Here is a 14362-nt window from a genome sequence, read left to right on the forward strand (position 1 = left end):
AAGGCGGACGCCGAGAGTGCTCCTGCCGAGTCGGATGCCGCACCCGCAGCATCCGCTCCGGCATCCGCGTCGGTTTCGGACAGCGCCGAGGCGCCGGCTGAGGCCGCGCCGAAGACGACCGGCCGTGGACGCCGCACCAAGAAGTCTGAGCAGACGGATGCCGCTCCTGTGGCCGAGAAGCCCGCTGGCGAGACGTCCGCATCCGACAAGCCTGCTTCCGAGACGCCCGCATCCGACAAGCCTGCTTCCGAGAAGTCTGAGGGCAACGCCGCAGACGCGAACTCCGCGAAGAGCGACACGGACACCGCGAACGACGCTCCGAAAGAGAAGAACTCGCGTCCGCGCAAGAACGGCAAGAACGGCAAGAACGACAACTCCCAGGCCGACAAGTCATCGTCCGACCAGGCGGACAAGTCCGACAACGGCGAGAAGTCGCAGTCCGATTCGAACGACAGCTCCGGCGACAACGGCGATGGCGACGACAGCTCCGGCCGCAACCGCAGCCGTAGCCGCAGCCGCAATCGCGGCCGCGGGCAGAACAGCAACGGCCAGAACGGCAATGGTCAGAACGGCCAGGAGCAGTCTCAGAACAGCAACTCCGACGACGACGGCAATGGCCGCGGTCGCCAGCGCAACAAGCGTCGTGGCGGCGGAGCATCCGATGAGTTCGAGACCGAGATCGGCGAGGACGACGTCCTCATCCCCGTCGCAGGCATCCTCGACGTCCTCGACAACTATGCGTTCGTGCGCACCACGGGATATCTCGCGGGCGCCAGCGACGTCTACGTCTCGCTCGGCCAGGTGAAGAAGTACAACCTGCGCAAGGGCGACGCGATCGTGGGCGCCATCAAGCAGCCGCGTGAGGGCGAGCAGCAGGGGCGTCAGAAGTACAACGCCCTGGTGAAGGTCGATTCGATCAACGGCCTGTCCGTCGAGGACGCCGCCACCCGTGTGGAGTTCGGCAAGCTCACCCCGCTGTACCCGCAGGAGCGACTGCGCCTGGAGACGGCCCCCGAGAAGCTGACCCAGCGCATCATCGACCTGGTCGCCCCGATCGGCAAGGGCCAGCGCGGACTCATCGTCGCACCCCCGAAGGCGGGGAAGACCATCGTTCTGCAGCAGATCGCGAACGCGATCGCGCAGAACAACCCCGAGGCCCACCTCATGGTCGTACTCGTCGACGAGCGACCTGAAGAGGTCACCGACATGGAGCGCACCGTCAAGGGCGAAGTCATCGCTTCGACCTTCGATCGCCCCGCAGAGGACCACACCACGGTCGCCGAGCTCGCCATCGAGCGTGCCAAGCGCCTCGTGGAGCTGGGACGCGACGTCGTCGTGCTGCTCGACTCGATCACCCGTCTCGGCCGTGCGTACAACATCGCAACGCCCACTTCGGGCCGTGTGCTCACCGGTGGCGTCGACGCCGCTGCTCTCTACCCGCCGAAGCGCTTCTTCGGCGCCGCGCGCAACATCGAGAACGGTGGATCGCTCACGATCCTCGCCACGGCGCTGGTGGAGACCGGGTCCAAGATGGACGAGGTGATCTTCGAGGAGTTCAAGGGCACTGGCAACAGCGAGCTGCGCCTGTCGCGTTCGCTCGCCGACAAGCGCATCTTCCCGGCCGTCGACGTCAACGCGTCCTCCACCCGTCGCGAAGAGATGCTGCTGTCTGCTGATGAAGTCAAGATCACCTGGAAGCTGCGTCGTGCCCTTGCGGGTCTCGACCAGCAGCAGGCCCTGGAGGTCGTGCTCGGCAAGCTGAAGGAGACGAACTCCAACGTCGAGTTCCTCGTGCAGATGCAGAAGTCGATGCCAGCGCCGGTCGCGGGCGGCTCCAGCCACAGCCACGAGAACAGCATCCGCTGATCCGGCGCTGATCGGAGCAAAGGCGTGTTCGAGTCCGTTCAGGCACTGATCGATGAACACCGCCGGGTGCAGGAGGAGCTCTCCGACCCGGCGGTGCACGCCGATGCGCCACGCGCGAAGCGGGTCAACCGCCGCTACGCAGAGCTCAGCAGGGTCGTCGCGTCATATGACGCGTGGGTCGCAGCATCCGACGATCTCGCGGCCGCACGCGAGCTCGCCAAAGAGGATGACGCGTTCGCAGAAGAGGTTCCCGCTCTCGAAGAGGGCGTGGCGCAGACGCAGGAGCGTCTTCGTCGACTGCTGATCCCGCGCGACCCGGATGACGCTCGGGACGTGATCATGGAGATCAAGGCGGGGGAGGGCGGTGCTGAATCGGCCCTGTTCGCCGCCGATCTGCTGCGCATGTACACGCAGTACGCGGCGCACAAGGGGTGGAAGACCGAACTGCTCGAGCGCAACGAGTCCGACCTCGGTGGCTATAAAGACGTGCAGATCGCGCTCAAGGGGTCGTCGTCCGACCCTTCTCAGGGCGTCTGGGCACATCTGAAGTACGAGGGTGGCGTGCACCGCGTGCAGCGGGTTCCCGCGACGGAGTCACAGGGGCGCATCCATACCTCGACCACCGGCGTGCTCGTCTTTCCCGAGGTCGACGAGCCCGAAGAGCTGCAGATCGACCCGAACGATCTGAAGATCGATGTGTATCGTTCGTCCGGACCCGGTGGTCAGTCCGTGAACACGACAGACTCCGCCGTACGGATCACCCACGTTCCCACCGGCATCGTGGTGTCGATGCAGAACGAGAAGTCGCAGCTGCAGAACCGCGAGGCCGGCATGCGTGTGCTGCGCGCACGGCTGCTGGCGAAGCAGCAGGAGGAACTGGACGCGATCGCCTCCGACGCACGGAAGTCCCAGATCCGCGGCATGGATCGCTCCGAGCGCATCCGCACGTACAACTTCCCGGAGAACCGGATCGCCGATCACCGCACGGGCTTCAAGGCCTACAACCTCGATCAGGTGATGGATGGTGCGCTCGACCCGATCATCGAGTCTGCGATCACGGCGGACGAAGAAGCGCGGCTGGCCGCTATCGGCCAGGATTCCTGACGCTCGCGGGCTACCCGCTCAGATCGAGTAGTCCGACGACAGTCGCAGGTTGCTGAAGTCGTCGTGCTTGCGGCGCTTGCGCGCGTGGGCCGGCACACCGGTGAGGACACTGTTCTCCGGAGCATCTCTGGTGACCACGGCCCCGGCGCCGACGACCGTGTTCCGCCCGACGGTGATGGGGCCGAGGATCTTGGCTCCTGCACCGACCACAACGCCGTCTGCGAGTGTCGGGTGCCGTTTTCCGGTGTCGTCCCGCGTTCGTCCGCCCAGCGTGACCCCGTGATAGAGCATCACATCATCACCGATTTCGGCGGTCTCACCGATGACGACTCCGGAGCCGTGATCGATGAAGAAGCGTCGTCCGATCCGCGCACCGGGATGGATCTCGACGCCGGTCACCGCCCGCGCGAGCTGTGAATTCGCACGGGAGAGGAACCGCAAACCACGACGCCACAGAGCATGCGAAACCCGGTGCGCCCAGATCGCATGCAGCCCCGGGTACAGCAGCGCGACTTCGAGCCCAGAGCGGGCGGCGGGGTCACGGAGGCGCGCAGCTGCGATGTCCTCGCGCACGCGCGAGATGATGCCCATGGTCGTCGGTCTTTTCGTCGGCTCAGCTCTCGCGCAGATCCTCGAAGAGGGCAGTGGAGATGTAGCGCTCGCCCGTATCCGGCATCACGACGACGATCGTCTTGCCGGCGTTCTCGGGGCGGGCTGCGACCTGCAGGGCTGCCGACAGAGCCGCACCGGATGACATGCCGACCAGCAGACCCTCCTTTGCGGCGAGCTCGCGTGCCAGGCGGAGCGACTCGTCGAACTCGACGGCGATGACCTCATCGAGCACGTCACGGTCGAGTACAGCGGGGACGAAGTTCGGGCCGATGCCCTGAATCTTGTGCGGTCCGGGGTGTCCTTCGGTGAGGACAGGGGAGTCCTTCGGCTCGACCGCGATGACCTGAACGCCGGGCTTGGCCGCCTTCAGCGCCTGCCCGGTACCGGTCACAGTGCCGCCCGTGCCGATGCCCGCGACGAGGATGTCGATGTTTCCATCGGTGTCACGCAGGATTTCCTGCGCCGTGGTCTCGCGGTGGATCTGCGGGTTCGCCGCGTTCTCGAACTGTTTGATCCAGACGGCACCGGGAGTGGCGGCGACGATCTTCTCGGTCTCTTCGATCGCGCCGCTCATGCCCTTGGTGGGATCGGTGAGCACGATCTCGGCGCCGAAGGCCTTCAGCAGCACGCGCCGTTCCTTCGACATAGAGGCGGGCATGGTGAGGATCACTTTGTAGCCGCGAGCGGCTCCGACCATCGCCAGTGCGATACCGGTGTTGCCGCTGGTGGACTCGACGATCGTTCCGCCGGGCTTGAGCTCGCCGGAGGCCTCGGCCGCATTCACCATCGCGATGCCGATACGGTCCTTCACGCTGGATGCCGGGTTGTAGTACTCGAGCTTTGCGAGAACTGTCGCCCCAACGCCCTCGGTGACGCGGTTCAGCCGCACCAGCGGCGTGTTGCCGAAAGCGGTGGTGATGTCGTTGTGGATGCCGGGCATGGCTGACCTTTCGTTCGCGGAACGTGCCCTGCCAGCCTATTCGAGCGGATGCACAGACGGGGCAATGTGACAGGACGGAATCCCGAAGCACGTACGCTGAAGGGATGCCGCAAACGACCATCGCCGCCGCTGTCCGCGACGCCGCCGAGCGGCTCGCTGCCGCAGGAATCCCCGATCCGGTCGTGGATGCGGAACTGCTCGCCGGGCACGTCCTGGGTCAGCGCCGCGGCGAAGTGCAGGCCGCGATCATCCGCGGCGACGCACTCGATGAGAGCGACGCCCTCGCGATAGACGCCCTGATCGTGCGGCGTGCGGCTCGTGAACCTCTGCAGCACCTCACGGGAGTCGCGCCGTTCCGTCATCTCGAGCTGGCCGTCGGCCCCGGCGTCTTCGTGCCTCGTCCCGAGACCGAGATCGTGGCGCAGTTCGCGATCGACGCGCTCCTGATGGATGCCGATCCCGCCCCGATCGGTGTCGATCTGTGCACGGGGAGCGGTGCGATCGGGCTTGCGATGGCGACGGAGGTCCCTCACGCGCGCATTTTCGCGGTGGAGCTGTCGTCCCAGGCGCATGCCTGGGCTGCACGCAACACCGCGGATGCTGCGAACCTCACGCTGGTGCTCGGCGACCTCGCCGATACGCTCCAAGAACTCGACGGCACGGCGGCGGTGGTGATCTCCAATCCTCCGTACGTCCCGGACGATGCGATCCCCAGGGATCCGGAGGTCCGGCTGCATGATCCGAGCCTGGCGCTCTACGGCGGATCGGACGGGCTCGATGTCGTCCGGATCCTCAGTCAGCGCGCGATCAGACTGCTGCGGCCCGGTGGGCTGCTCGTGATCGAACACGGCGAGCTGCAAGGCGCCGACATCCGCGCCCTCCTCGCAGCAGACGGCTGGCGTGCGCCGACGACGCACCCTGATCTCACCCACCGCGACCGCGCGACGACAGCGCTCAAGGCCTGAGGTCGCGAGCAGGCGTGCGCACGTGTCGCGTGCACGGTGTACACGTAGACTGTGAAGGTCATGACCTCTCTCTTCGACTGCCGCGATGAGGCCCAGCTGCTCGCCGGAATGCGCAACGCGCGTCAGGCGATCGCTCGCGGTGAACTCATCGTGATGCCCACAGACACCGTCTACGGTGTCGCCGCAGACGCATTCTCGCCTTCGGCGGTGCAGCGGCTGCTCGATGCGAAGGGGCGCGGCCGGGATCAGCCGCCACCGGTGCTGGTCGCCGGACAGGCGGCGCTGACGGCGCTTGTGGAGGAGATTCCCGAACCCGTTCAGCGTCTGGTCGACGAATTCTGGCCGGGAGGGCTGACCATCATCCTGCCCGCGCAGGCATCGCTGTCCTGGGACCTCGGCGACACTCTCGGTACGGTCGCGGTCCGCATGCCCGACCAGCGAGTAGCGCAGGAGATTCTCGAGGAGACCGGCCCGCTCGCGGTGTCCAGCGCCAACCTCACCGGCAAAGCCGCGGCGATCTCGGCAGAGATCGCCCGCGAGATGCTGGGTGAAAGTGTTTCGGTGTATCTCGATGCCGGCTTCAGCGAGACGGGTATCGCCTCGACGATCATCGATGCGACTTCTCTCGTGCGCCGCGGTGCCGATGACACCTCCGTGCCGCGCGTCCGCGTGCTCAGGGAAGGCGCCGTGACGCACAAGCAGCTCGAGAGCATCCTGGGCGAGCTGCTCGAGCCGCAGGAATCGCCGGAGGGCACGGCGGACGGCACCGCGTGAAGCAGTACCTCTTCACGATCATCCTCACGGCGACGATCACCTTCATCATGTCGTGGGTGGTCTGGCAGCTGAGCCTGCGATTCAAGCTCTATCCCGGCATCCGGGAGCGCGATGTGCACACGACCCCGACGCCGCGTCTCGGGGGAGTGGCGATGTTCCTCGGCATCGCCGCCGCGATCGGGGTGTCGGCGGCCAACCCGTTCTTCAGCATCATGTGGGTTCCACCGCAGACGATGTGGGCGGTGCTGGGCGCGGCTCTCCTGATCGCCGTCATCGGCGTCATCGACGACCTGCTCGATATCGACTGGATGATCAAGCTGGGGGCGCAGTTCCTCGCCGCGGGCATGATCACCGTCGTCGGCGGTCTGCAGATCCTCGCCCTGCCACTGGGCGACATGATCATCTTCTCGAGCTGGTTGAGCATCGCCGTCACCATGTTCGCGATCGTCGTCGTCATGAACGCGGTCAACTTCATCGACGGACTCGACGGGCTGGTCGCCGGCGTCTGCCTGATTGCGAACGGCGTCTTCTTCGCGTACTCGTACTTCCTCACCAGAGACACCGGTGCGAGTAGCTACTTCAACCTCGCCTCGTTCCTCGCCGCTGTCGCGATCGGCGCGTGCGTGGGGTTCCTGCCGTTGAACTGGAGCCCGGCGAAGCTCTTCATGGGCGACTCTGGGGCGCTCGTCATGGGACTCCTCATGGCAACGTCGGCGATCGCTCTGACCGGACAGATGTCCTCCGCTGCGATGGAGCCGGAGGAATTCGGGCGCTCTCAGCTGCTCGGCGCGTTCATCCCGATCCTGTTGCCGCTGGTCGTCGTCATGCTCCCGCTGCTGGACTTCGGACTGGCCGTCTTCCGACGCATGCGCGCGGGGCGTTCACCCTTCGCACCGGATCGCAAGCATCTGCACCACCGGATGCTCGATCTCGGTCACCGCGACCGGGATGCCGTGCTGATCTTCTACGCTTGGACCGCGATCATCTCGCTCGCGGTGCTGCTGATGTACGTCGGCTCCCGCGAGGACTGGCCCGGTCAGTATCTGCCCGGCGTCGTCTTCGGCATCGTCGGCGCGGCCGCGTGCCTCGTCGTGACACTTCTGCCCACCCAGCGCACGCCCAGTGTGCCCGCTGAGCCCACCGAACAGGCCCCACCCATGGAGACCCGATGAGCGACACCCCCGAACGCGCAGCTGCCCCGTCTATCAATCCCGTGCTGCGGACCGTGCTCTTGTGGACAGGGATCGCAGCCGTCGCCCTCATCATCCTCAGCTGCGGTATCGGCTTCCTCGTCGCCGGCGCCGACGGACTGTGGAGCGGACTGGCCGGTGTCGGCCTCGCCGTGATCTTCCTCGCCCTCACCCCGATGAGCGTGCTGATCGCGAACCGCTGGTACGGCCGGGAGATGTTCGCCACCGTCTTTTTCGGCATCGTCATGGGGGGATGGCTGTTCAAGCTGGTCATCTTCATCGTCGCGATCGTGATTCTGCGCGAGCAGAGCTGGGTCGTCCCCGGTGTGATCTTCCTGTCGCTCGTGGCCGGCATCGTGGTGAGCCTCGTGATCGACGCGGTCGCTTTCAACAAGCTCCGCGTTCCGCATGTGTCGGATGTCGTGCTGCCCACGAGAAACCCCGAAGAGGATGTCGATTCGTGAGCCTGAAAAAATCTTGATAGTCTAAATCCGGATTCGCTGAGCGGTCGCTTGCGTCGTGCGAGCAGTGCTGATTCAGCTTGAAATCCGTCACCCAATCTTCGCGTCGATATTGATCGATGCCCAGAAGCTGGAGCAACGTTGACTCACGCCGCGAGCCTCCTCGTCCGATTCGCAACGGATGAATTCCACCCACCGTCCATCGCGGAGTTCTTCCCGGAGATCCTCTTCAGCATCGGGCCGCTCTCGGTGCACCGCATCCACCTGGTGCAGTTCCTCGCCACGATCGTGGTCGTGCTGATCCTGTGGCTCGGCACGCGCAAGCTTAAGCTCGTCCCCGGTCGCGCGCAGGGCGTGCTCGAGATGCTCTTCGACATCGTTCGCGTGAACGTCGCACACGACATGATGGGCAAGAAGGACGGCAACCGGTTCCTGCCGCTGCTGACGACGATCTTCTTCATGACGTTGATCTTCAACATCACGGGCATCATCCCGTTCCTGAACATCGCCGGTACTGCCATCATCGCCGTGCCACTGATGCTCGCGGTGATCTCGTACGTCACCTTCATCTACGCCGGTCTGCGCAAGAGCCCGTGGGGCTTCATCCGCAACTCGCTGTTCCCCCCTGGAGTCCCGCCGGCGCTGTACATCATCGTGGCGCCGCTCGAGTTCATCTCGACGTTCATCGTCCGTCCGGTCACGCTGACCCTGCGACTTCTGATGAACATGATGGTCGGCCACCTCATGCTGGTGCTGTTCTTCGCAGCGACGCAGTTCTTCATCTTCTCCATGGGCGGTCTGTGGACGGTGCTCGGTGCGGGCACGCTCGCATTCGGCTTCGCCTTCACGGCGTTCGAGATCCTGGTGGCATTCCTCCAGGCGTATGTCTTCACCATCCTCACCGCGGTCTACATCCAGCTCGCAGTCGCGGACGAACACTAATCACAGCTAGCGGGGCGCTCCGGCTCCCCAACAATGAAAGGAAGATCCAGTGGATCCCATCTCTGTTCTCGCCTCGATCAACGTCGACATCACCGGCTCGATCGCGAACGTCGGCTACGGTCTCGCAGCCATCGGCCCGGCCATCGGTGTGGGCATCGTCGTCGGCAAGACGATCGAGGGCGTCGCCCGCCAGCCTGAGCTGTCCGGCAAGCTCCAGGGCACCATGTGGATCGGTATCGCCTTCACCGAGGCCCTCGCGTTCGTCGGTATCGGCGTGGCGTTCCTCTTCGGCTACTGATCCATTCCCACCACACGTAAGGAGACAGGATGCTGAACGCTCTTGTCACGCTCGCAGCCGAGGATGCGGAGCACAACCCGCTTCTCCCGGCGGTGTACGACATTGTCTGGTCTGCGGTCTGTTTCGTCCTCATCCTGATCGTGGCGTGGAAGGTCGCGCTCCCGAAGGTGGCCAAGATGCTCGACGAGCGGTCCGCCGCGATCGAGGGCAACATCGCCAAGGCCGATGAGGCGCAGAAGCAGGCTGAGGCAGCACTCGAGGAGTACACCCGCCAGCTTGCAGAAGCACGCACCGAGGCCGGTGAGATCCGCGAAGCCGCCCGTGAGGACGGCAAGAAGATCGTCGCCGAGGCCAAGGATGCTGCAACGGTTGAGGCCACACGCGTCACCGCTTCGGCGCAGGCCCAGATCGAGGCCGAGCGTCAGTCGACGCTCGTCGCACTCCGCTCTGAGGTCGGCACGCTCGCAATCGACCTCGCCGGTGGCGTGGTCGGCGAGACGCTGTCCGATGACGCGCGTGCCAACGCCGTGGTCGACCGCTTCCTCGCAGACCTCGAAGCCTCAGACCTTCGACAGGCTCAGGTACCGGGCGGAGGAGCCTAATGGGCAGCGCGACCACTCAAGCACTCGCGGCTTCGACGGCGGCTCTCGCTCAGGCGAAGGGCGTCACCCTCGGTACGGCCGGTGAGCTGTTCACCGTCGCACGTCTGGTGGGCGAGTCCGGGCAGCTGAGCGGCGCGCTTGCCGATCCTGCCGCACCCGCCGGACTTCGCGAGAAGGTCGTCGGCTCGGTGTTCGCCTCGATGTCCGAGGCAACCCGGCAGCTGGTCTCGGTTGCGGTGGCGCAGCGGTGGTCGGATGCCTCTGGTCTCATCGCCGGGATCGAAGAGCTGGCCATCCGTGCAACTGCGATCGCTGAACCAGACGCCGACATCGAGGGCGAGCTGTTCTCGTTCCTGCGCGTGGTCGCCTCGAACGCGGAACTCGAGCTCGCGCTCGGGGGACGGCTCGGGGATGACACCGCCAAGGGAGCCCTCGCCGAGAAGCTTCTGCGTGGCAAGGCCAGTGAGCCGACCGTGCTGATCGTCTCGTCGCTGGTCCGCCAGCCGCGTGGACGTCGCGTTCGTCAGCTGCTGAACCGGGCGATGAAGATCGTCTCCGCTCAGGGCGGGCGCATCGTGGCCACGGTACACACGGCAACACCGCTGTCGGCTGCTCAGCGCACCCGACTCGGCGACGCACTGGCCGCACGCTATGAGGGCCACGTTTCAATCAATGAAGTGATCGACCCCACCGTTGTGGGCGGACTGCGCGTGCAGGTCGCCGATGACGTCATCGACGGCAGCATCTCCGCGCGGCTCGCCGATCTTCGACAGAAGCTCGCGGGCTAATACGACTTCGCGCGGGCAACCGCGCACCCAGATACAAAGGGAAGACAATGGCAGAACTTTCGATCAGCCCCGACGTCATCCGTGACGCGCTGAAGGACTTCGCCGCTGCGTACGAGCCCACAGGCGCAGCAGCGACCGAGGTCGGCACCGTCGTAGACGCTGCGGACGGCATCGCTCACATCGAGGGCCTGCCCGGCGTCATGGCGAACGAGCTCCTCACGTTCGCGAACGGCACGCAGGGCCTCGCACTGAACCTCGACGAGCACGAGATCGGAACGGTCGTCATGGGCGACTTCTCCGGTATCGAGGCCGGTCAGGAAGTTCGCCGCACCGGCGAGGTCCTCTCGGTCGCGGTCGGCGACGGCTACCTCGGACGAGTGGTCGACCCGCTCGGCAACCCGATCGACGGTCTCGGTGAGATCGCGTCGGAGGGACGTCGTGAGCTCGAGCTGCAGGCGCCCGGCGTCATGCAGCGTAAGAGTGTGCACGAGCCGATGCAGACCGGCATCAAGGCCATCGACGCAATGATCCCCGTCGGCCGTGGCCAGCGTCAGCTGATCATCGGCGACCGCCAGACCGGTAAGACGGCCATCGCGATCGACACGATCATCAACCAGAAGGACAACTGGGAGTCGGGTGACGTCGACAAGCAGGTGCGCTGCATCTACGTCGCCATCGGCCAGAAGGGCTCGACGATCGCCTCCGTCAAGGGTGCGCTCGAAGACGCCGGGGCGATGGAGTACACCACCATCGTCGCCGCTCCCGCATCCGACCCTGCCGGCTTCAAGTACATCGCTCCCTACACGGGTTCTGCGATCGGCCAGCACTGGATGTACGGCGGAAAGCACGTCCTCATCATCTTCGATGACCTCTCGAAGCAGGCCGAGGCCTACCGTGCGGTTTCGCTTCTCCTTCGCCGTCCGCCGGGCCGCGAGGCATACCCGGGCGACGTCTTCTACCTGCACTCCCGTCTGCTGGAGCGTTGCGCGAAGCTGTCCGACGAGCTCGGCGCGGGGTCGATGACCGGTCTTCCGATCATCGAGACCAAGGCGAACGATGTCTCGGCGTATATTCCGACCAACGTGATCTCGATCACCGACGGCCAGATCTTCCTGCAGTCCGACCTCTTCAACGCCAACCAGCGTCCTGCGGTCGACGTCGGAATCTCGGTCTCGCGAGTCGGTGGTGACGCTCAGGTGAAGTCCATCAAGAAGGTCTCCGGAACGTTGAAGCTCGAGCTTGCGCAGTACCGCTCGCTCGAAGCCTTCGCGATGTTCGCGAGCGACCTCGATGCGGCGTCTCGCCGTCAGCTCGACCGTGGTGCGCGTCTGACCGAGCTGCTCAAGCAGCCGCAGTACTCGCCCTACCCGGTCGAGGACCAGGTCGTCTCGATCTGGGCAGGCACCAACGGCAAGCTCGACACCATCGAGGTTTCCGATGTGCTTCGCTTCGAGCGCGAGCTGCTCGATCACCTGCGTCGCAACACGAAGGTGCTCGACACCCTGCGTGAGACGAATGCCCTCTCCGACGAGACGGTGGCCGAGCTCGAGAAGCAGATCGACGCCTTCGTCCTGGAATTCCAGGGCGGCAAGGGTCAGTCGATCGGCGCGCTGGGCAACGAGGAGCATGCTGCCCAGGAGCTGGACGACGTCAACCAGGAGAAGATCGTCAAGGGTCGTCGCGCGTAACGCGCGGGTATTGAATCATGGGCGCTCAACTCCGGGTCTACAAGCAGAAGATCTCTTCTGCTCAGACGACCAAGAAGATCACGAAGGCGATGGAGCTCATCGCGGCTTCGCGCATTCAGAAGGCGATGGGGCGCGTTCGCGCGTCCTCGCCCTTTGCGCGGGCCGTGACGCAGGCGGTATCTGCCGTCGCGACGTACTCCAACGTCGACCACCCGCTCACGCGTGAGCCAGAGACGATCCGACGGTCCGCCGTCGTGGTCTTCTCGTCGGACCGCGGCCTTGCCGGTGCCTTCAACTCGCAGATTCTTCGCGAGGCGATGGAACTCGGCGAGCTGATTCGGTCTCAGGGCAGCGAACCGGTCTACTATCTCGTCGGCCGCAAGGCCGTCGGATACTTCCAGTTCCGGGGCATCACGGCCTCGGCAGAGTGGACCGGCGACACCGATACGCCGCACTTCAAGACCGCGGAGGAGATCTCAGCCACGCTGCTCGAGGCCTTCAACCGCGACACGGAGGACGGCGGCGTGGACGAGCTGCACCTCGTCTACAACCGGTTCGTCAGCATGATGACGCAGGAGCCGGAGACGGTGCGTCTGCTTCCGCTTGAGATCGTGGAGCACGAGGCTGCGGCCGAACCCACAGGTGCGGTCTACCCGCTCTACGAGTTCGAGCCGGATGCTGAGACAGTGCTCGACGCGATCCTCCCGGTGTACCTGCAGAGCCGTATCTTCAACGCCCTGCTGCAGTCGTCGGCCGCGAAGCAGGCTGCGACGCAGAAGGCGATGAAGTCGGCCAGCGACAACGCTGACAAGCTCATCACCGATTACACCCGTCTGCGCAACAATGCGCGTCAGGCGGAGATCACGCAGCAGATCGCTGAGATCGTCGGTGGAGCCGACGCCCTCTCGTCGAGCAAATAGACCATCAAGAAAGAGACGAAGATATGACCCCCACCGCCACAGCTGAGGCTGGGACCGCGGTCGTCGGGCGCGTCGCACGCGTCACGGGCCCGGTCGTCGACATCGAGTTCCCGCACGACTCGATTCCGGACATCTACAACGCGCTGAAGACCACGATCACGATCGGTGACGAGGAGAACGAGATCACCCTCGAGGTCGCGCAGCACCTCGGTGACGACCTCGTCCGCGCCATCTCCCTCAAGCCCACGGACGGCATGGTCCGTGGCCAGGAGGTGCGCGACACCGGCGAGGCCATCTCGGTTCCCGTCGGCGACGTCACCAAGGGCAAGGTCTTCAACGTGATCGGCGAGGTCCTCAACGCCGAGCCCGGCGAGAAGATCGAGATCACTGAGCGCTGGCCCATCCACCGTCAGCCTCCGTCGTTCGACCAGCTCGAGTCGAAGACGCAGATGTTCGAGACCGGCATCAAGTCGATCGACCTTCTGACCCCGTACGTGCTCGGTGGAAAGATCGGCCTCTTCGGTGGTGCCGGTGTCGGCAAGACCGTCCTCATCCAGGAGATGATCCAGCGTGTTGCGCAGGATCACGGTGGTGTGTCTGTGTTCGCCGGTGTCGGTGAGCGCACCCGTGAGGGCAACGACTTGATCGCCGAGATGGAAGAGGCCGGCGTCTTCGACAAGACCGCTCTCGTCTTCGGCCAGATGGACGAGCCGCCGGGAACGCGTCTGCGCGTCGCCCTGTCGGCACTGACGATGGCGGAGTACTTCCGCGACGTGCAGAAGCAGGACGTGCTGTTGTTCATCGACAACATCTTCCGCTTCACGCAGGCCGGCTCCGAGGTCTCGACGCTGCTGGGCCGCATGCCCTCGGCCGTGGGCTACCAGCCGAACCTCGCCGACGAGATGGGTGTTCTTCAGGAGCGCATCACCTCGACGCGCGGTCACTCGATCACCTCGCTGCAGGCGATCTACGTTCCCGCCGATGACTACACCGACCCGGCCCCGGCGACGACCTTCGCGCACCTCGATGCGACGACCGAGCTCAGCCGTGAGATCGCGTCGAAGGGTCTGTACCCGGCCATCGACCCGCTGACCTCGACGTCGCGCATCATGGACCCCCGCTATTTGGGCGAGGACCACTACCGCGTCGCCACCACAGTCAAGCAGATCCTCCAGAAGAACAAGGAACTGCAGGAGATCATCGCGATCCTCG

General features: G+C 65.2%; 15 protein-coding genes. 13 read left to right on the forward strand and 2 right to left on the reverse strand.

All coding sequences use genetic code 11. From position 1 onward, the window contains the following. Together rho and prfA are read left to right on the forward strand one after the other, a co-directional pair. On the forward strand, nucleotides 1-1866 hold a 1866-nt coding region (rho, locus tag ACTIAO_RS14660; protein ID WP_441906936.1), incomplete at its 5' end, for a transcription termination factor Rho. A gap of 24 nt (nucleotides 1867-1890) precedes the next feature. Next, the gene (prfA, locus tag ACTIAO_RS14665; RefSeq protein WP_441906937.1) at nucleotides 1891-2970 is read left to right on the forward strand and encodes a peptide chain release factor 1; all 1080 of its coding nucleotides are present in this window, start codon (nucleotides 1891-1893) and stop codon (nucleotides 2968-2970) included. Between the two features lie 18 nt (nucleotides 2971-2988). On the opposite strand, the gene epsC is transcribed toward prfA, so the two are convergent. Then, the gene (gene epsC, locus ACTIAO_RS14670; protein ID WP_441906938.1) at nucleotides 2989-3561 is read right to left on the reverse strand and encodes a serine O-acetyltransferase EpsC; all 573 of its coding nucleotides are present in this window, start codon (nucleotides 3559-3561) and stop codon (nucleotides 2989-2991) included. A 22-nt stretch (nucleotides 3562-3583) separates the two neighbouring features. Beyond that, complete coding sequence (cysK, locus tag ACTIAO_RS14675; RefSeq protein WP_441906939.1) at nucleotides 3584-4522, reverse strand: cysteine synthase A; 939 nt, start codon at nucleotides 4520-4522, stop codon at nucleotides 3584-3586. Between the two features lie 104 nt (nucleotides 4523-4626). Between cysK and prmC the strand changes: the two genes are divergently transcribed. From prmC to atpD, 11 genes are all read left to right on the forward strand, one after another. Beyond that, a complete protein-coding gene (gene prmC / locus ACTIAO_RS14680) occupies nucleotides 4627-5487 on the forward strand; it encodes a peptide chain release factor N(5)-glutamine methyltransferase (RefSeq protein WP_441906940.1) in 861 nt (286 codons plus the stop codon). Between the two features lie 60 nt (nucleotides 5488-5547). Beyond that, a complete protein-coding gene (locus tag ACTIAO_RS14685; RefSeq protein WP_441906941.1) occupies nucleotides 5548-6261 on the forward strand; it encodes an L-threonylcarbamoyladenylate synthase in 714 nt (237 codons plus the stop codon). After that, nucleotides 6258-7433 carry an MraY family glycosyltransferase gene (locus ACTIAO_RS14690; protein ID WP_441906942.1) on the forward strand — a complete coding sequence of 392 codons (1176 nt, stop codon included), beginning with the start codon at nucleotides 6258-6260 and terminating at the stop codon, nucleotides 7431-7433. Before ACTIAO_RS14685 ends, ACTIAO_RS14690 begins: the two co-directional genes overlap by 4 nt. After that, entirely contained in the window at nucleotides 7430-7915 is a 486-nt protein-coding gene (locus tag ACTIAO_RS14695; protein ID WP_441906943.1) for a hypothetical protein, read from the forward strand. The genes ACTIAO_RS14690 and ACTIAO_RS14695 overlap by 4 nt, the downstream gene beginning before the upstream one ends. A gap of 138 nt (nucleotides 7916-8053) precedes the next feature. Beyond that, nucleotides 8054-8854, forward strand: a complete 801-nt coding sequence (gene atpB / locus ACTIAO_RS14700) for a F0F1 ATP synthase subunit A (protein ID WP_441906944.1) — start codon at nucleotides 8054-8056, stop codon at nucleotides 8852-8854. A 49-nt stretch (nucleotides 8855-8903) separates the two neighbouring features. Further along, nucleotides 8904-9152, forward strand: a complete 249-nt coding sequence (gene atpE, locus ACTIAO_RS14705; protein WP_417508412.1) for a F0F1 ATP synthase subunit C — start codon at nucleotides 8904-8906, stop codon at nucleotides 9150-9152. A 29-nt stretch (nucleotides 9153-9181) separates the two neighbouring features. Further along, on the forward strand, nucleotides 9182-9754 hold the full coding sequence (locus ACTIAO_RS14710) for a F0F1 ATP synthase subunit B (RefSeq protein WP_441906945.1): 573 nt from the start codon (nucleotides 9182-9184) through the stop codon (nucleotides 9752-9754). Next, nucleotides 9754-10542 (forward strand): F0F1 ATP synthase subunit delta, encoded by a 789-nt coding sequence (locus ACTIAO_RS14715; RefSeq protein WP_441906946.1) that lies wholly within the window; start codon nucleotides 9754-9756, stop codon nucleotides 10540-10542. The genes ACTIAO_RS14710 and ACTIAO_RS14715 overlap by 1 nt, the downstream gene beginning before the upstream one ends. A 47-nt stretch (nucleotides 10543-10589) precedes the next feature. After that, nucleotides 10590-12230 (forward strand): F0F1 ATP synthase subunit alpha, encoded by a 1641-nt coding sequence (gene atpA, locus ACTIAO_RS14720; RefSeq protein ID WP_441906947.1) that lies wholly within the window; start codon nucleotides 10590-10592, stop codon nucleotides 12228-12230. 17 nt (nucleotides 12231-12247) lie between these two features. Continuing rightward, a complete protein-coding gene (locus tag ACTIAO_RS14725; RefSeq protein ID WP_441906948.1) occupies nucleotides 12248-13150 on the forward strand; it encodes a F0F1 ATP synthase subunit gamma in 903 nt (300 codons plus the stop codon). Between the two features lie 23 nt (nucleotides 13151-13173). Further along, nucleotides 13174-14362: F0F1 ATP synthase subunit beta (atpD, locus tag ACTIAO_RS14730; protein ID WP_441906949.1), on the forward strand; the 1189-nt coding region annotated here is incomplete at its 3' end.

This window comes from Microbacterium sp., from assembly GCF_052099035.1.
GTDB lineage: Bacteria > Actinomycetota > Actinomycetes > Actinomycetales > Microbacteriaceae > Microbacterium.

Coding starts and splice junctions, on each gene's coding strand:
- prmC (WP_441906940.1), top strand. CDS start 4,627: ATGCCGCAAACGACCATCGCCGCCGCTGTCCGCGACGCCGCCGAGCGG.
- ACTIAO_RS14685 (WP_441906941.1), top strand. CDS start 5,548: ATGACCTCTCTCTTCGACTGCCGCGATGAGGCCCAGCTGCTCGCCGGA.
- atpA (WP_441906947.1), top strand. CDS start 10,590: ATGGCAGAACTTTCGATCAGCCCCGACGTCATCCGTGACGCGCTGAAG.
- ACTIAO_RS14695 (WP_441906943.1), top strand. CDS start 7,430: ATGAGCGACACCCCCGAACGCGCAGCTGCCCCGTCTATCAATCCCGTG.
- ACTIAO_RS14715 (WP_441906946.1), top strand. CDS start 9,754: ATGGGCAGCGCGACCACTCAAGCACTCGCGGCTTCGACGGCGGCTCTC.
- epsC (WP_441906938.1), bottom strand. CDS start 3,561: ATGGGCATCATCTCGCGCGTGCGCGAGGACATCGCAGCTGCGCGCCTC.
- cysK (WP_441906939.1), bottom strand. CDS start 4,522: ATGCCCGGCATCCACAACGACATCACCACCGCTTTCGGCAACACGCCG.
- ACTIAO_RS14725 (WP_441906948.1), top strand. CDS start 12,248: ATGGGCGCTCAACTCCGGGTCTACAAGCAGAAGATCTCTTCTGCTCAG.
- ACTIAO_RS14710 (WP_441906945.1), top strand. CDS start 9,182: ATGCTGAACGCTCTTGTCACGCTCGCAGCCGAGGATGCGGAGCACAAC.